The 19,119-nt window shown below is 36.3% G+C and carries 13 protein-coding genes; 12 read left to right on the forward strand and 1 reads right to left on the reverse strand.

Translation table 11 applies throughout. The annotated features are described in order from the left end of the window. The first annotated feature begins 604 nt into the window (after nt 1-604). The 8 genes from JOD96_RS18890 (at nt 605) to JOD96_RS18925 (ending at nt 14,089) form a co-directional block, all read left to right on the forward strand. Nucleotides 605-3,727: a SusC/RagA family TonB-linked outer membrane protein gene (locus tag JOD96_RS18890; RefSeq protein WP_209565781.1), complete on the forward strand. Its 3,123-nt coding sequence runs from the start codon at nt 605-607 to the stop codon at nt 3,725-3,727. Between the two features lie 16 nt (nt 3,728-3,743). Further along, on the forward strand, nt 3,744-5,222 hold the full coding sequence (locus JOD96_RS18895) for a RagB/SusD family nutrient uptake outer membrane protein (protein WP_209565782.1): 1,479 nt from the start codon (nt 3,744-3,746) through the stop codon (nt 5,220-5,222). A 22-nt stretch (nt 5,223-5,244) separates the two neighbouring features. Further along, the gene (locus JOD96_RS18900; protein WP_209565783.1) at nt 5,245-6,816 is read left to right on the forward strand and encodes an arylsulfatase; all 1,572 of its coding nucleotides are present in this window, start codon (nt 5,245-5,247) and stop codon (nt 6,814-6,816) included. Nucleotides 6,817-6,902: 86 nt separating this feature from the next. After that, nucleotides 6,903-8,816: an arylsulfatase gene (locus tag JOD96_RS18905; RefSeq protein WP_209565784.1), complete on the forward strand. Its 1,914-nt coding sequence runs from the start codon at nt 6,903-6,905 to the stop codon at nt 8,814-8,816. A gap of 198 nt (nt 8,817-9,014) precedes the next feature. Then, nucleotides 9,015-10,076: a sterol desaturase family protein gene (locus JOD96_RS18910; RefSeq protein WP_209565785.1), complete on the forward strand. Its 1,062-nt coding sequence runs from the start codon at nt 9,015-9,017 to the stop codon at nt 10,074-10,076. 5 nt (nt 10,077-10,081) lie between these two features. After that, entirely contained in the window at nt 10,082-10,801 is a 720-nt protein-coding gene (locus JOD96_RS18915; RefSeq protein ID WP_209565786.1) for a thioredoxin domain-containing protein, read from the forward strand. A gap of 193 nt (nt 10,802-10,994) precedes the next feature. Beyond that, complete coding sequence (locus tag JOD96_RS18920; protein ID WP_209565787.1) at nt 10,995-12,611, forward strand: sulfatase-like hydrolase/transferase; 1,617 nt, start codon at nt 10,995-10,997, stop codon at nt 12,609-12,611. Between the two features lie 215 nt (nt 12,612-12,826). Further along, a complete protein-coding gene (locus JOD96_RS18925) occupies nt 12,827-14,089 on the forward strand; it encodes a YeiH family protein (protein ID WP_209565788.1) in 1,263 nt (420 codons plus the stop codon). Between the two features lie 104 nt (nt 14,090-14,193). Here JOD96_RS18925 and rocD read toward each other — a convergent pair whose 3' ends face one another. Further along, the gene (gene rocD / locus JOD96_RS18930) at nt 14,194-15,444 is read right to left on the reverse strand and encodes an ornithine--oxo-acid transaminase (protein ID WP_209565789.1); all 1,251 of its coding nucleotides are present in this window, start codon (nt 15,442-15,444) and stop codon (nt 14,194-14,196) included. A gap of 198 nt (nt 15,445-15,642) precedes the next feature. Between rocD and JOD96_RS18935 the strand changes: the two genes are divergently transcribed. The 4 genes from JOD96_RS18935 (at nt 15,643) to JOD96_RS18950 (ending at nt 19,026) form a co-directional block, all read left to right on the forward strand. Then, nucleotides 15,643-16,095, forward strand: a complete 453-nt coding sequence (locus JOD96_RS18935) for an Lrp/AsnC family transcriptional regulator (RefSeq protein ID WP_209565790.1) — start codon at nt 15,643-15,645, stop codon at nt 16,093-16,095. A gap of 120 nt (nt 16,096-16,215) precedes the next feature. Beyond that, a complete protein-coding gene (locus JOD96_RS18940; protein WP_209565791.1) occupies nt 16,216-16,989 on the forward strand; it encodes a dienelactone hydrolase family protein in 774 nt (257 codons plus the stop codon). Nucleotides 16,990-17,033: 44 nt separating this feature from the next. Beyond that, entirely contained in the window at nt 17,034-18,002 is a 969-nt protein-coding gene (locus JOD96_RS18945; RefSeq protein ID WP_209565792.1) for a DUF3667 domain-containing protein, read from the forward strand. A gap of 7 nt (nt 18,003-18,009) precedes the next feature. Beyond that, the gene (locus JOD96_RS18950; protein ID WP_209565793.1) at nt 18,010-19,026 is read left to right on the forward strand and encodes a M28 family peptidase; all 1,017 of its coding nucleotides are present in this window, start codon (nt 18,010-18,012) and stop codon (nt 19,024-19,026) included. Nucleotides 19,027-19,119: the final 93 nt, after the last annotated feature.

Here is a 19,119-nt window from a genome sequence, read left to right on the forward strand (position 1 = left end):
ATTACTGTTAATCAAATGTTTAAATAAAATATTTTATACTATAAAACCGCCCTAGGCCATCTTTTTTAAAAAAAGTGTAACATTTTTTTGGTTTTTATTATATTAAAATTAACTTTGTCTATAGGATTAGTAGAGTTTAAAACCATAAAAAACTATATTTTGAAAACAACCGAAAGAAATACGTCTTACATTCTTTTTAAAAATTACACTTATAGCACTTCTTGTTATATGTGTATGTGTTGTTAGTTTTCCTTATCCTAAATTCGTTTTAGTTTGACTACCGAAAACTTACATACAAAAACGAATCTTTTTAAAATTCACCACCAGAATTTATTTATTGAATTACAAAAGTCTATTGAATACATGATTTGTATTGAATTGATTGTTGAAATACTACCTATAATCCAAAAAAAAATTAATAACTAAAAAAAACTAAAATGAAAAAAATGCATAGCTGCTGTTGCAGATAAAAAAAAAGCCATTTCTGCGGCAACAGAAATGGCGAGGCTTAAAACATTTATCGTGAAATAAAGGAACAAAAAATAGAGAGTTGAAAAATCAACCCTCAGGACTCCTTGTTAATTATTTAAACCATTACAAAGAAATGAAAAAAATATTAAATATATACTCATTGCTTTTTCTGCTGTTTTTTTCGGCAGGGATTAATGCCCAGAATACAACCCCTCTTATACAATCAAAACTTGACGGAACGGTCGTTGATGATATTACAAATCAGCCAATTATAGGAGCATCTATTACAATTAAAGGAACAACGCACGGCGTTGTGACAGATGCAGAAGGAAAATTTTATTTTCAGACCGGTCAGAAATTTCCCTATACACTTATAGTTAGCTATATCGGATACAAAAAAGCTGAAGTAATAGTAGATAAAAACCCGGTAATTATTCACTTAAAAGAAGAAAGACAGGAACTTGACGAATTGGTAGTGGTGGGTTACGGAACTCAAAAGAGAAAAGATATTACAGGTTCTGTAGCGTCTGTTCCAAAAGCAAATTTATCTCAGGTTACCTCATCGGCAGATAATTTATTGAGAGGAGCAGTTGCCGGAGTTGTTGTTACTCAAAGTTCGGGACGACCAGGGGCTTCTTCCAGCGTACGTATCAGAGGAGGAAACTCCATTACTGCCGGTAATGAGCCACTGTATGTTGTAGACGGAATTTTAATTTATAATGATAACAGTAATAGTTCTGCCGGAGTTTCTTTTGCAGGAGCAAGTTTAAACGTATTATCGACTATTAATCCTGCTGACATAGAATCTATTGAGGTATTGAAAGATGCATCGGCAACTGCAATCTATGGTTCACGCGGGGCAAATGGTGTGGTAATTATTACAACCAAAAAAGGAACAAAGGGACAGGATAATATTTCGTACCAGGGTTATTTTGGGTTTCAGAATATTTCAAAAAAACTTGATTTAATGAATGCCAGCCAATGGGCTAGATTACGAAATGATGTTCAGGCCAGTATTGGTCAGGCTCCCTCTTTTTCTGAAGCACAAATTGAGGCTTTTAAAACTTCGGGAAATTATGACTGGCAGTCTGCTGCTTTTAGGACTGCTGCTCCGGTTCAAAATCATCAGCTTTCTTTTTCGGGTGGTGACGAAAGATCGAGATATGCAATTTCTGCAGGATATTTTGATCAGGAAGGTATTGTCTTAGGATCAGATTTTAAGCGTATCTCACTTCGGGTGAACTATGAGAAAAACTATTCTCAAACCTTTAAGTTTGGCGTTAATGCCAATTACAGTAATTCTGTTTCGAATGGTGTTGGAACAACCGGAAACGGAAGAACTCCAAATCCGTTGGTTAGTGCCGTATTGACAGCACCGGTAGTTCCTATTAAAAATGAAGACGGAAGTTATAATGTTACCAATAACATCTACGCAACTTCTGTTAATGGTTATGTTCCAAACCCAATTAATGATTTAGAAAATACTACCAATGAGACTAAAATCAACAGAATTTTAACGAGCTTATTTGGTGAATATAAAATCTCAAAGAAATTAACGGCCAAAGTGGCTGTAAGTGGCGATGTTATAAATACAAAACAAAACTATTATGCACCCTCTCATACTACTACAGGTGCAGGAACAAAAGGTTTAGCTTCTGTAGGTGATCGTTTGGTGAGTTCTGTTTTAAATGAAAATACACTGAACTACAATACCACTTTTGGCGAAAATCATAAATTCTCAGCACTGGGAGGTTACACGCTTCAATACACTCAGGGTGAAATCGTAAATGCGGGTGCAAATACTTTTATAAATGATAATAATACGTCTGATGCCCTTCAGGATGGTGTTGCCGTAAAACCCTATAGTGAAGCTTATGAAAGTGTATTAAAATCATGGCTTGCAAGAGTAAATTATTCTTACAGAGGAAAATATAACCTGACATTGTCTGCCCGTGCAGATGGTTCTTCGAGGTTTGGTTCTGAATCGCTTTGGGGTTATTTTCCTTCCGCCGGATTTTCATGGAATATTACCGATGAGGAATTTGCTAATAATATTAAAGGAGTAACCGAAGCAAAACTTAGAATTACTGCGGGAACAACAGGAAACCAGGAAATTGGAAATTATCTTTCGCTGGCTTCAATGGGTTCTGTAAATTATTCTTTTGGAGGCACATTATACACAGGTCTTGCCCCTACCCGATTGGCCAACCCGGATTTGAAATGGGAAAAAACAGATCAGTATAATGTTGGATTGGATTTATCATTATTGGACAGAAAAATCAATTTTGTTTTTGATGTGTATTACAAAAAAACAAACGACTTGTTGATCAGTGTTCCTGTGCCACTTACTTCTGGTTATGCCACCGTGCTTCAAAATATTGGAGGTGTAGAAAACAAAGGGATCGAGATTGGTCTGACCACTGAAAATGTAAAAACAGAAAACTTTTCGTGGAATTCAAATATTGTGTTTTCTGCCAACAGAAATAAGGTGGTGTCTATTGGTAATGGAGTTAACCAATTTTTTCCTGTAGTCCCAAATGGCTCTTTGCTGCAACAACAACCGGTAACTGTAAAAGTAGGATTGCCTTTGGGAACTTTCTGGGGATACCGAACAAATGGCATTTTCCAGACTCAGGAAGAAATCAATACACAACCAAAAATTAACAGTCTGGCCAATACAAAAGTCGGGGACAGAAAATATGTTGATACAAATGGAGATGGTGTAATTACTGCTCTTGACAAAGGAGATTTGGGGTCTTCGCAGCCAAAATTTGTGGGAAGTTTCAGCAATACGATTTCTTATAATGACTTCGATTTGAATTTCTCTTTTCAGGGATCGTATGGCGGGAAAATATTTAACGCCTTAAACCAGCAATTGGAAATTTCTACTCTTGGAACAAATGCTGCTGCCACTCTTGAAGACCGATGGACACCAACAAACCCAAGTAATGAAGTGCCGAGAGCATCGAGCTCTCCGTTAGGAATAGTTTCTGAAAGATATGTAGAAGATGCTTCTTTCTTACGATTAAAATTAATCACTCTGGGGTACACATTGCCAAAAAGTGTTTCTAAAAAACTGGGAACAAAAAGTGTGAAATTTTATGTTTCTGCAGAAAACTTAATTACATGGACAAAATATACTGGGTACGATCCAGAGGTAAGTTCTTATGAACAAAATAACTTATATCCGGGAATTGATTTTGGTTCTTATCCAAATTCCAAAACATTCATTTCTGGTCTGAACGTAACTTTCTAAGAAAAAAAATATAAAAATGAAAAAGATAATCATAACATTACTGCTAAGTGCCGGCTTATTTGCATCGTGCACCGACCTGGAGGTAACACCAACCTCGTTTACTACTGAAAATAATTACTTTAAAACACAGGATGATGCTGTTGCGAGTGTAACTGCGGTTTATGCTTCTTTGAGTATTGATCCCGGAGAGCAGAGTTTGTTTGGAAGAAATCTTTATTTCTTAACCGATATGGCTTCTGATTATGCTTCGGCCGGAGTTTCAGCTACAAATCCTCAGGTAAGAGCATTGAGCAGTTTGACACACGATGCGACTTCTGATCGTGTTCAGGTAGCATGGAGACAAATCTATGCTGGAATCAACAGAGCCAATGTTTCTATTGATAATATTCCGAAAGTATCAGGCTCAGAAGTGGTAAAAACAAGATTAATCAACGAAGCTAAATTCATCAGAGGATTACTTTACTTTCAGGCAGTTCGCCTTTGGGGCGGAATTCCGATTGTTTTGCATGAGCCAACAACAATTGAACTTGAAAGCCTGAAAACGAAAAGAAGAACGGCAGACGAAGTTTATGCTCAGATTATTTCTGACCTGACAGCTGCTGAAGCCTTACCTCCTGCTTATGGGGCTGCAGACGCAGGAAGAGCAACATCGGGTGCTGCAAAAGCAATTTTAGCAAAAGTTTATCTGACCAGAAAAGACTGGCCAAATGCCATTCTAAAAGCAAGAGAGGTAATTAACGGCGGTTACGGATATGCGCTTTTCGAAAACTTTCAGGACATCTTTACCAAAACAAAAAAGAACGGAAAGGAACATATTTTTTCTGTTCAGTTTGAGCCAAACCAAGCCGGAAACGGATCTAGCGGAAGTACTTTTCAGGCCACCTCATTTACGGGGTTTACAGCAACAGAACCTGCCGATATAATCTCAGATGTTGCCTTGTTCTATGATATTTATGAAGCCGGAGATACAAGAAGAGATGTTAGTTATGCCAAACAATTGCTTAACCCGGTAACAGGAACGCTGTATACATTTCCAAAACCAATCTTCAGGAAATATCTGGATTTGAGCAATCTGGCAACTCCCGGAAACGTGGCAATCAATTTTCCACTAATTCGCTATGCGGACATTTTATTGTCTTTAGCGGAAGCGATAAATGAACAGGGAACTCCAACTCCGGAAGCATTTGAACTGCTTAATCAGGTTCGAAGAAGAGCATACGGAAAACCAATTACCACACCAGACGCAACAGTAGATTTGGTTGGTTTAGACCAAACTGCTTTTAGAGCGGCCATACAGGAAGAACGCAAAAAAGAATTTGTTCAGGAAGGACAAAGATGGTTCGACTTAGTGCGCTGGGGAACTTTGGTTACCGAAATAAAAAAAGTAACTGCTAAAAATTCAGTTTCAGAAAAAAATAATCTTTATCCGATTCCGCAAAGCGAAAGAAATATTGACCCGGTTGGTTTGCCACAAAACCCTGGATACGGAAATTAATAAAGGCTTACAAGTAAATAAAATGATTAAAATAAAATTTATCCTTGCCCTATTGGTTGTTGTACAATTTCAGGTATTTGCACAAAAAAAACAACCTAATATCATCGTCATTCTGGCAGATGATTTAGGTTTCTCAGATATTGGTGCTTTTGGCTCAGAAATAAAAACCCCAAACCTGGATAAGCTCGCTAAAAACGGTCTTATTCTAAAGCAGTTTTACAATGCCGGGCGTTGTTGTCCTTCGCGCGCTTCCTTACTTACGGGTTTGTATCCTCATCAGGCAGGGGTTGGTGATATGGTTCAGGACAAGGGTTTTCCTGCCTATCAGGGATATCTAAACGAGCATTGCATCACGATTGGTCAAGCACTCAAACAGGCGGGATATAACACCATTGTTTCCGGAAAATGGCATGTTGGTTTAGTACCATCAGCCTTGGCAGTGAATCGGGGATTTGATGACTCTTTTACTCTGCAAAATAATGGGAGCAGTTATTTCAACTCAGAACCTTTATATAACGACGGCAGAAAAGTTACTTTTTTGAAAGGAGATCAGGAAATTATTCGCACAGATTCTTCTGCTTATCTCACACAGGAAATTACCAATTTCGCCATTAATTCTTTAGAAAAACAGCGAAAACAGCAACAGCCTTTTTTTCTGTATGTTGCTTATAATGCCCCACATTGGCCCATTCAGGCATTGCCGAAAGATATTGCAAAATATAAAGGCAAATATCTGGATGGCTGGGATAAAGTGAGAGCAAAACGTTTTGAAAAATTAAAAGAACAGGGAATTATTGATAAAAATTGGAATTTATCAGAGCGTTTTGAAAAAGTGCCGGATTGGGAAAAACTAAGTGCAGAAGAAAAAGATAAATGGGATAACCGAATGGCAATTTATGCTGCCATGATTGACCGAATGGATGCCGGAATTGGAGAAATCCTACAGAAAGTAAAGTCTTTGGGAGAGGAAGATAATACCCTTGTTCTTTTTCTTTCGGATAATGGCGGAAGTGCCGATGATGTAAAAAAATGGAATTATGTTACACAAAAAAATGGAACACCCGGTTCGGCTGCGTCAATTGACAGTTACGAAAGCCCGTGGGGAAATGTGAGCAACACGCCTTTTCAATTATTTAAAAAGAACACCCACGAAGGCGGTATTGCGTCACCTTTTATTGCTTATTACCCAAACCAAATTAAGGCGGGTACACTGAGCGGCAGAGTAACCCATTTGATTGATATTTTTCCGACTCTTCTGGAGTATGCCGGTTTTCAATATCCTGATTCCTTTCAGGGAAAAAAACTTATTCCCTTAGAAGGAATTAGCTTAAAAAAAGAATTTGAAGGACAACAATCTGATGCACATGAAGCCTTATTCTGGGAACACGAAGGCAGCAAAGCAGTAAGAAATGGCAAGTGGAAAGCGGTAGCCGAAAACAATCAGCCTTGGGAATTGTACAATCTTGCTGCAGACAGAACAGAGACAAAAAACATGGCAAAATCAGAACCAAAATTACTCCAGACCCTAATTGAATTACATCAACAGTGGTCGGCAAAAGTAGGAGTTAAAGATTGGAATAAAATAGTAAAGTAAATACGGTTACATATCAAAACGCCAGATACAAAAGGAAAATATATTCAGCAATTATTGACCAAAATAAACAAGTAAAACTATTAATTATGAAAAATTTTAAAAATAATTCAGCAATCATAAGTCCAAAAACCGGGCTTTTGATTACAGCATTCCTGATTACCCAATTGGGTTTTGCACAAGAAAAATCAGAATTTAAGGGAACTATTGGCAAGACTCTGGCCGATTCTAAAGAATACTGGCCAGAACCTGTAAAAGCTCCTAAGGGTGCTCCGAATATCGTTTGGATTTTATTAGATGATGTTGGATTTGGAGCGGCGAGTACTTTTGGAGGTTTAATCAGCACTCCGACTTTTGATAATCTGGCTAATAACGGATTACGTTACACCAATTTTCACACTACTGCTATTTGTGCTCCAACGCGTGCTGCATTACTAACCGGGAGAAATTCAGGAAGAGTTCACGTAAGCGGATTTTCTCACACTATTCTATCTGCCGGATTTCCGGGATGGGATGGCAGGATTCCATCGGATAAAGGAACAATTGCGGAGATTTTGCGTGAAAATGGGTATAACACTTTTGCCGTTGGTAAATATGGTGTAACACCTGATGAAGATGCTACAGATGCAGGTCCGTTTGACAGATGGCCAACCGGAAAAGGTTTTGATCATTTCTATGGTTTCTTAGGTTCACAAACCGATCAGTACAATCCTGATTTAGTTGAAGATCAGGCTCATGTTAAACCTGATGGACGTCATTTAAATGAATTGATTACTGACAAAGCCATCAACTATATTAAAACGCAGCAAAAAGCAGCACCTGGTAAACCATTCTTTTTATATTATGCGCCGGGAGCTGTTCACGCCCCGCATCAGGTAGCAGAAAAATGGAGTGATCAATACAAAGGCAAATTTGATGAAGGCTATGATGTTTACCGCGAAAAAGTATTGGCAAACCAAAAGAAATTGGGACTCTTCCCTGACAATGCAGGATTACCGGAAAGAAATCCGTTGATTACAGAATGGAAAAAACTGACTCCGGAACAAAAGAAAGTGTACGCAAGGTTTATGGAAGTGTACGCCGGTTTCTTAACTTATACAGATTATGAAATTGGACGCGTTGTTGATTATTTAAAAGAAAGCGGTCAGCTTGATAACACGTTGATTTTTCTTGCAATTGGAGATAACGGAGCCAGTAAAGAAGGAACTCTGCAGGGAACCATCAACCAAAGTTTATTTTCGCAAGGCTCAAGTGATGAACAAAATCTTCAGAGTAACTTAAATAATATTGGCGAAATCGGAACAGCAAAGGGATTAAATACCAACTTCCCTTTAGGATGGGCACAGGCTACCAATGCTCCTTTTAAAAACTGGAAACAAGATGCACATTCAGAAGGTGGAACACGTAACCCATTGATTGTGTTTTATCCAAAAGGAATTAAAGAAAAAGGCGGCATCAGAACTCAATACAGCCACGTAACAGATATTCTACCGACAACTTTGGATATTGTAGGAATCACTGCTCCCGAATATATCAAAGAAGTTAAGCAGGATATTATTCAGGGATCTACATTCAAAGCTTCTTTGGATAATCCAAAAGCTGAGTCGTTACACAAAGTGCAATACTATTACATTTTTGGAAACAGAGGAATTTATAAGGATGGATGGAAAGCGGGCGCCGCACACTTGCCTGATTCATTTGCTGTAAAAAAATCTTTAGGCAAAAATGAAAAACCGGCTGAAGCCAATTTTGATAACGATGTTTGGGAATTATACAATCTAAATGAAGATTTTAATGAGCGTAATAACCTGGCAAAAAAATACCCTGAAAAACTGGCCGAGCTTCAAAAATTATTTGACGAACAGGCAAAAGAAAACAATCTATACCCCTTGATTGACTGGCAGGATGTTTACAACAGAAGAATTCATAATACAGGCGCTGACAAAGGAAAAACAGTTTCTGATTTAATTAAACAAGCAACCAAACCAGGAAGTACTAATTAATGACTAATTAGCCTGCAAGGTTTAAAAGCTTTGCAGGTTAACCAATTAAATTATTAACATAAAACAATCCATATGAAACGAGTAGATTATGAAATTATCGGAAAAAAGATTGTCGTTGGAATAATCTTGTTTTTAGTTCCGCTGGCAGTTTTGGCCGGAGGATTAACATTAATTAATCAATTTTTAAAATAAGAAATCATGGCAGTAGTTCAAAATTCAAAACTGACAAGAGATTTAAGTATAAGTCTTTTTATTTATGCATTGCCTGTGCTGGCAATTTACCTTTATTTTAAACTGGGCAATGGCCTTGTGAGTGAATCACATGTTACATTACCCTCATTTTTAGAATTTGTGCAACCGGTTTTTGCCAACATAAGAACCTGGGGTTTAACCGTGTTTATGATTGTTTTGGGACTTATCGAATTTGGAGCCGGTTTATACGATGACCAATGGACGGGAGAAGAACGCAAAATTGATATTGTTTCATTTCTTGCTCCAAAATTAATTTTACCTCCGGTTATTGCTTTTTTCAGCTTAACGGCTTTACCTTATTTGCTTCCTAATTTGGCCAATACATTATCATGGGTTCCGTTTTGGGGAGGTTTTTTTCTAATTGCAATTGCGGATGATTTAACGCAGTACTGGTATCACAGGCTTCATCATCAGGTTCCTTTTTTATGGCGTTTTCACAGAACACACCATTCTGCTCCGTATATGGGAATGGCGATGGCTTCGAGACAAAATTTTATTTATACAATTTTCTTTTCTCAAATTTACCTGACTGCAACTTTAACTTATTTAGGCTTAGGGTTACCGGCTCTTTTTGTTTTGGTAATCAAAAGTTTTATCACTTTGGGAGCACATTCAAGTATTGCATGGGACAAACCATTTTACAAATACAGAGTTTTACATCCTATTGCATGGGTTCTGGAAAGATTAATTTCTACTCCTGCCACTCATCATGCCCATCATGCCGATACAAGCGGAGATGGTGTCGGGCACTTTAAAGGTAATTTCGGGAACATGTTTTTTATTTGGGATATTATTTTCGGCACGGGATTGATCACTCGTAAATTCCCTAAATCATACGGAATGAAATCATACAAACAAGAAGAATGGTACGCACAATTCTTATGGCCAATATTTAAGTCTAAAAAAGAAGGAAGTGCGCTGGCAGATGGAGTTTTATCAGTTCCTGCAAAAACAAAAGCAGAAGTTCCGGAACCAAGTCCGGCTTTATATGAACAAGTTCAATCTTAAAGATCATGAAAAAAAATAAAACAATCAAAAACAGTATTACAATTGTAGTACTGTTTTTATCTATCATTGGTTTTGCTCAAAATAAAAGTTCAAATACGATTTCATTAGCTGCTTATTACAGCAAAATTCAGGCTGAAAAAAATCCGCAAATTATTGATGCAAGAGGCGCAGAAGAATTTGCGTTGAACCATATTAACGGAGCAGTAAATTTTAATCTCGAGTCTAAAGATTATGAACAGCAGGTTGCAAAATTAGACAAAACAAAACCGGTATTTACTTACTCGATTGGCGCAGGAAGAAGTGTATGGCTGGCAGACGATTTATTAAAAAAAGGGTTTAAAGAAGCCTACAGTCTGGAAGGCGGAATCGCTAACTGGATTGGAAACGGAAAACCTTTTTATACCAATTCTAAAAGTAAATTAACACTGGACGAATACAACAAAATTGTCGCCGATAATAAGACTGTTTTGGTCGATATTGGATCAAAATATTGTAGTGCCTGTACGAAAGTAAAACCTGTTTTAGAAACTTTAAGAGCGCAATATGGTGAAAATTTAAAAATCGTGGAAATTGATTTAGAAACAAGCCCTCAGGTAATTGCAGATTTAAAAAATGTAAAGGTCTTCCCTACTTTAATCTTGTATCAAAATGGTAAAATCATTTTCAAAAAAGATGGTTTAGGAGATTTAAAAAATGATGTTAATGTTGCTTTGGCTTCTAAATAATAATTTATTTTTCTAACACGCTTTTTTGTCATCCTGAGCGAAGTCGAAGGATCACACAAGCAACTCGATAAAGATTAACGTCAAACCATCTCAACAAAGATTGCAGAAATACTTTGCGGAGCTACTTGTGTGATCCTTCGACTTCGCTCAGGATGACAAGAGTGTGTATATTTTTAAAATTCAAAAGTAAAACATGGCATTATCAAAAATAAAAAAAGTTATTCTTTCAACAGCAATTGTCCTTTTTCTGCTCATTGTGTTTTTATTCTGGCCCCTCAATACTGACAGAACCTTAATACAGCCAGACAAAAAACTGGCCGAAGGAAAAACTGCATTTCTGGCACAACAAGACACTTCTAAAACCATCGAAAAAAAACCAAATATTATTATTTTGCTTGCCGATGATTTAGGCAAATATGATATTTCGTTATACGGAGGTAAATCAACACCAACGCCTCAAATTGATTCTTTGGCAGCATCGGGCGTGACTTTTACAGATGGCTATGTTTCTTCTTCTATTTGTTCGCCTTCACGCGCAGGATTAATTACAGGGCGATATCAGGAACGTTTTGGTCACGAATTCCAACCCGGAGATCGTTATCCAAAAAACAATTTAGAATATTATGCTTTTCGGTATTTAATCAATACCGATAGCTGGAGGATTAATCCAAAAATTAAATATCCAAATGATGCTTCAATAGCAACACAGGGTTTACCACAATCTGAAATAACTTTTGCAGATTTAGCCAAAAGAAAGGGATATAGTACGGCAATTATCGGAAAATGGCATTTAGGCCACAATAAAGGATTTTTTCCTTTGGATCGTGGTTTCGATTATCATTACGGATTTTATCAGGCATTTTCGCTTTTTGCTCCTGAAGATGACAATCCGGATATCATCAATCATCATCATAAAGATTTTACCGATAAAGTGATTTGGGGCAATGGCCGTGTCGGTATCGGAAAAATTCGCCGCGATACTACAGTTATTGATGAAAAGGAATATCTTACTGAAAAATTTGCAGACGAGGCTGAATCGTTTATAGATAAAAATAAAACTAAGCCTTTCTTGTTGTATGTTCCGTTTAATGCGCCACACACTCCTTTTCAGGTGCGCAAAAAATATTACGATCGTTTTCCTAATGTAAAAGATGAAAATAAACGCGTGTATTTTGCGATGATTAGTGCACTGGACGATGCAATTGGACGAATTGTAGCCAAGGTAAAAAAAGAAGGTCTCGAAGAAAATACCTTAATTATTTTTGCCAGTGACAATGGTGGTGCCGATTATACTTTTGCTACAACAAACGCACCACTAAAAGGTGGAAAATTTTCTCATTTTGAAGGTGGTGTCAATGTTCCGTTTGCACTTTCGTGGAAAGGAAAAATTAAACCTCACACCGTTTACAGAAATCCCGTAAGTTCCCTTGATATTTTTAGCACAATTGCTTCTGCCATTCATTCTGATCTTCCAAAAGACCGCATTTACGATGGTGTTGATCTTATTGATGTTGTCAATAATAACAAGCAGGCACACAAAAATTTATACTGGCGCTCGGGTGATGCAAAAGCAATCAGAAGCGGTGACTGGAAATTAATCATCAGTGGGAAAACGCATGAAACCTGGTTGTACGATTTAGCGAAAGATAAATCTGAAACGACAGATTTAGCTGCTAAAAATCCTGAAAAAGTAAAAGAACTCAAAACTGCTTTGCAAACCTGGGAAAAAGGACTTGTAAAACCTTTGTGGCCAAATCTAATGCATTATCAATTTGATTTTGGAAAGCAAAAATATTTTGTTGATCTGTAATTTTCAATCTAATCTTCCATATCCTAACAGGTTTCAAAAACCTGTTAGGTATTATTTTAAGCTAAAAGACAACAAAATAAAAATATTCGGCTAAAGTCCTTTTTCATCAACAACCTGATGTCGCGGGCTAAAGTTGGAAGTAATTAAAAAAAGATTAAAAAACCATAACTAATCCCTAACAGGTTTTAAAAACCTGTTAGGAAAATAAAATAACAATGTCAACCTCAGCAAAACAATTTACTATTCACGAAGACTGGACAGTCGTAATTCTGGGATTTTTAATAATCGGGATTTCCCTTTTTATTTTTCTTCCCGAAGTGCCTGTTTTTGGTTGGTCTGGCACTTCCGATTTAACAACTAAAGTTTTTAGTCCGGAAAACCTGAAAGTTCTTCTAATTCAATTTTTATATCTAATTTCTATCGGAGGCATAGGTGCTTTCTTAATTGGGAAATCAGTAAAATATTTCCTGTTTACTTTTCCTATAGTCTATCTTTTAACATTGATTGCGCTTATTCTGGCAGGAAATTCTGCAATAAAATCTATCAATTTAGAAGCCGTAATTTTTAGCCTGATTATTGGTTTGGCAATTGGAAATTTTTTCAAACTTCCGGAATGGTTTCGCTCCGCACTTTCTACAGAAGTTTTTGTAAAAATCGGATTGGTTTTATTGGGAACGAGTGTTATTTTTTCAGACATTTTAAAAGCAGGTTCATTGGGATTAATTCAGGCTTTAATTGTCGTTTTATCCGTTTGGTATTTTGCTTTTTGGCTTTGCCGAAAATTAAAAGTTGATGACGAATTGACGATGATGATTTCGAGTGCAGTTTCTATCTGCGGAGTTTCTGCAGCCATTGCTACCTCTGGAGCAATCAAGGGAGATTCAAAAAAATTGTCGTATGTCATTTCGATTATTTTGGTAACAGCAATCCCGATGATGATTTTTATGCCAATCATTGCTAAATATTTCCATTTTCCGGAAGAAGTAACCGGCGCCTGGCTTGGAGGCAGTATTGACACTTCGGGTGCTGTTGTGGCATCCGGAACTTTAGTTGGAGAAACTGCCTTAAAAATCAGCACTATTGTCAAGTTTTCGCAGAATGTTTTATTAGGATTAGCGGCTTTTGCAATTTCTGTTTATTGGACTTACACGCATAATAAATCTTCAGAAGTTGTTGCTTCCAAACCAACCTTAAAAGTTATTTGGGAGCGTTTTCCAAAATTTGTAATCGGATTTATTGCTGCTTCATTAATTTTTTCGTTTTTAATTGTACCCGAAATCAGAGATGAAGTAAAAGACAGTTTAAAGAATCTGCAGGGAATTTGGTTTGCATTGGCTTTTACCAGTATCGGACTCGAAACCAATTTTAAGGACTTGTTCAGCAATAGCAGCAAAAAACCATTATATGCTTTTTTAATAGCACAATTCTTCAATATTATCATTACACTCCTAATTGCTTTTTTGCTTTTCGGCAATTAAAGGATTTAGAAACAATTGCTTTTTTTGATATTTTAAGCAATTAAAAAAAGGCGATTTGCATAACAGCAATCGCCTTTTTGAATTATAAAGTAAGTTGAATTAATTTATCTAAAGTCATTAAGTGATTTCTCGATAATCTCAAGGCATTCCTGAATCTGCTCTTCAGTCATTACCAATGGCGGTGCCAGTCTGATTTTATTACCATGAGTTGGTTTCGCCAACAATCCGTTATCCCTGAATTTCAAGCAGATTTCCCAGGCCAGATCAGAATCTTCTCCGCTATTGATTACAATTGCATTCAACAATCCTTTTCCACGAACCAGAGTAATCAGGTTGTTGCGCTCAGCGATTTCGTTTAATCCTTTTCTTAAAATTATTCCAAGACGTTCTGCATTTTCTGCTAATTTTTCGTCTTTTACAACTTCAAGAGCGGCAATAGCGACAGCAGCGGCAACAGGATTTCCACCAAAAGTAGATCCGTGCTGTCCCGGTCTTATAACGTTCATAATTTCGTTATTGGCCAAAACCGCAGAAACCGGGTATACTCCTCCTGAAATTGCTTTTCCAAGAATTAAAATATCCGGTTGTACATTTTCGTGATGAACAGCCAATAATTTCCCGGTACGCGCAATTCCGGTTTGCACCTCGTCTGCAATAAACAAAACATTATGTTTCTCACAAAGTGCTTTTGCTTTTGCCAAATATCCTTCAGAAGGAACATAAACTCCGGCTTCACCCTGAATTGGTTCTACAAGAAAACCTGCGATATTTTTTGATGATTCCAAAGCTTTTTCAAGAGCATCCAGATTATCATATTCAATTTTTAAAAATCCGTCTGTAAAAGGGCCAAAGTTTTTACGGGCACTTTCATCATTAGAAAAAGAAATAATGGTTGTTGTTCTTCCATGAAAATTATTTTCACAAACAATAATCTGCGCCAGATCTTCATGAATTCCTTTTACTTCATAAGCCCATTTTCTGCACAGTTTCAGAGCCGTTTCAACTGCTTCTGCACCGGTATTCATTGGCAGTACTTTATCAAAACCAAAGTAATTGGTAATGTACTCTTCATAGTTCCCCAATTTGTCATTGTAGAAAGCACGTGACGTCAGAGCAAGTTTCTGTGCCTGACTGATCATTGCACCAACAATTTTAGGATGGCAATGTCCTTGGTTTACTGCAGAATAAGCAGATAAAAAGTCATAATATTTTTTACCATCTACGTCCCACACGTACACACCTTCTCCTTTTTCTAAAACTACCGGAAGCGGATGATAATTATGAGCTCCGTATTTATTTTCTTTTTCAATCAAAACCTCAGATTTTGACGAAAGAATTTCCTGCTTATGTCCCATGATATTTATTTTTTAATAAAACAAAAATATAAAATTTATTTATTTACAGCTATGAAATAGTTATTTTTAACTTCAAAATACTGTTTAAAGTTTAATATAACTTTATTTATAGCAAAAATAAGTCATTTTAAACTTAACTATTTATCAGAAGTAAATAGAGTTATTTTTATCTTTACAAAATCACAAGAAAAAAGTTGCATGGATATTTTAGATGAATTTGACATAAAAATCATAAAGGAATTAGAAAAAGACGGGAGGATTGCCTACTCTACGATCGCAACTAATTTAAAAATTTCAAATACAATGGTGCATCAACGTATCAACCGTTTATTTGAACAGGGTATTATTACGGGAATTAAACCCATATTAAACGAAAAACAAATTGGCTATGACTGGGCTTCGTTTACAGGAATTACATTAAATAAAGATTCTGATTCAGACAGGATTATCGAAGCCTTAAAAGAAATTCCTGAAATTACAGAATGCTATTTTGTAACGGGATCTTTTACCTTATATCTCAAGATTACAGCAAAGAACCATGAACATATGCGTAGAATATTATATGAAAAAATTGATAATATTCCCGGTATTGCCAAAACAGATTCTATGGTGGAACTGGGATGTGCCTTTAAACGAAATGTTAGCCTGTAATTATCTTATTTTTAAACAATTGACATATAAAATTATCATATTCTTAAACCTCGAAAGAAATATCTTTCGAGGTTTTTTTGTAACATATTATTTCTGATATTTGTTTTAAAATTGTAAATTATGAAAAACTCAGCTCTTCTTCTCTTTGCTTCTATACTGTTTTCTAACACTATAAATGCACAATTAAAAACTGTAAAATATGCTGACGGCAATCAGGCTTTAAATGGTTTGTTTATAAAATCTGCAAAAAAAAGCAGTAATAATCCGGGTATTTTACTTTTACCGGCCTGGTTCGGAATTGATAATGCATCAAAAGCGATGGCCGAAAAATTATCAAAATTAGGCTATCATGTTTTTATTGCTGATATATATGGTGAAGGAAATTATCCGAAAAATACCTCAGAAGCGGGAAAACAAGCTGGTTATTATAAAACCAACTTCGCAGAATACCAAAAAAGAATCAATATAGCTTTGCAGGAATTAATCAAATCAGGTGCAAATGCTGATAATATTGCAGCAATCGGATATTGTTTTGGAGGGACTGGAGTTCTTGAGGCGGCACGCGCGCATTTAAATTTAAAAGGAGTAGCTTCTTTTCATGGAGGTTTAGGCAAAGATGCCGCACGAACAGTTGAGCCTATTACAACAAAAGTTTTAGTATGTCATGGAGCCGATGATCCGTTTGTATCAAAAGAAGAAATTGCGGCTTTTCAACAAGAAATGCGCGATTCTAAGGCAGACTGGCAAATGATTTATTATGCGAATGCCGTACACGCATTTACGCATGAAGATGCAGGAAACGATAATTCTAAAGGCGCGGCTTACAATGCGGTTGCAGCAAAAAGATCTTTTGAGCATTTACAACTTTTCCTGAATGAAGTTTTAAAGAAATAAAAACAAATATTTAAACTACCCAAAACCAAACCAGTTAATAATCAATGTCACATAGCAAAATTAGAGAAGATAAAACCTGCTTAAACTGCAGACATGTTGTAGAACAAAAATTCTGTCCAAATTGCGGTCAGGAAAACACCGATTCAAGAAAAACATTTCATCATTTATTCATTCATTTTTTTGAAGACTTAACGCACTATGAAAATGCGTTCTGGAAAACCATCAGGAATTTACTTTTTAAGCCTTCTACATTAACCAAAGAATATCTATCGGGAAAAAGGCTGTCTTATCTGGCCCCCGTTCGTCTGTATATTTTTATCAGTTTTATTACTTTTTTTCTAATTGCCATATTCCCGAGCAAAGTTGGAGAAGGCATTGATAAAAGCGAAAAAGCCCTGTCTAAAGAAATCGCAAAAACAAAAAAAGAAGCACATGTGGAGTCTGAAAGCAAGTATTTTAAAATGAAGTCGATGAAAGAAATAGACTCAATTCAGAAATTCGGAAACGAAAAAGATAAACTTTCTGATTTTCAGTATTGGGCTTATGAAAAGGTGGTACATGTTACGGAACATAATACCCAAAGAGAAATTATTGAAAAATTTATTGAGTCTTTTTTTCATAATATCCCTAAAATCTTGTTCATAATAATGCCGTTTTTCGCCTTCTTTTTATGGATCTTTCATGATAAAAAGAAGTGGTATTATTTTGATCATGGCATTTTTACACTGCATTATTTCTCATTTCTACTGCTGATTTTTCTAATATTATTTGTTATAAACAGATTAGTTGGATTATTTGGAGAAGACAATCCGTTGACTTATGTGGCTGATATTATCACCTTTGTGGGAACACTCTGGATGTGTTATTATTTTTATCCCGCACATCACCGTTTTTATGGTGAATCCAGAGTAATCTCATTTGTTAAAAGTGTAACATTATTCATTATAAACTCGTTTTTTATTCTATTTTTACTAACTTTTTATGTTTTCTACATATTTATCAATTTACACTAAACTCAAAATGAGAAAATTTTTAATCTTATTATTAATTGCTTCCGCATTTTCATGTGAAAGTACACACCCTCTCGTATCTAGAGACAATTCTGATCCAACAAAATACATAGACGTTATTACTGAACAGGACCTGAAAACAATGTTATACGTTGTTGCTTCTGATGAGATGGAAGGCCGCGAAACTGGTTCAAAAGGACAGAAAAAAGCGGGTCTTTACATGATTGAGCAATACAAAAAAAATGGTATTTCGTTTCCTAAGGGGGCAAAAGACTACTATCAAACCGTTCCTGCTGCATTCTTAAATGCAAAGCGTAACGAAAACCTGCCTGATTCTGAAAATATCTGGGCCTACATTGAAGGTTCTGAAAAACCGGATGAAGTACTGGTGATCTCTGCTCATTATGATCATGTTGGAATTAAAAACGGAGATATCTACAACGGCGCAGATGATGATGGTTCTGGTACTGTAGCGGTTATGGAAATGGCGAAGGCATTTGCCAAAGCTAAAAAAGACGGTCATGGACCAAAACGTTCTATTTTATTTCTGCACGTAACCGGCGAAGAACACGGTTTGCATGGCTCTCGTTATTACTCTGAAAATCCGTTATTCCCAATCGCAAATACAATTGCCGACATCAATATTGATATGATAGGACGCCGTGATGTAGAGCACGCTCAAACCAACAATTATGTATATGTAATTGGTGCAGACCGATTATCATCAGATCTTCATAATGCGGTTGTGTCTCAAAACGAAAAATATACTAAAGTAGCTTTGGATTTTAAGTTTAATGATCCAAAAGATCCGAACCATTTTTATGAGCGTTCTGATCATTATAACTTTGCAAAACATGGTATTCCGGCTGTATTCTTCTTCAATGGAGTTCACGAAGATTATCATGGTAAAGGCGATGAGCCTCAAAAAATTGAATACGACGCTCTGACAAAAAGAACACAACTGGCATTTGTTGTTGCCTGGGATTTAGCAAATAGAGCTCAAAGACCTGTAGTTGATAAAAAATAGGTTCTGAGGTTCTGAGGTTCTGAGGTTCTGAGGTTCTGAGGTTCTGAGGTTCTGAGGTTCTGAGGTTCTGAGGTTCTGAGGTTCTGAGGTTCT

Source organism: Flavobacterium sp. 1355 (assembly GCF_017833415.1).
In the GTDB taxonomy this organism is placed as follows: Bacteria; Bacteroidota; Bacteroidia; order Flavobacteriales; family Flavobacteriaceae; genus Flavobacterium.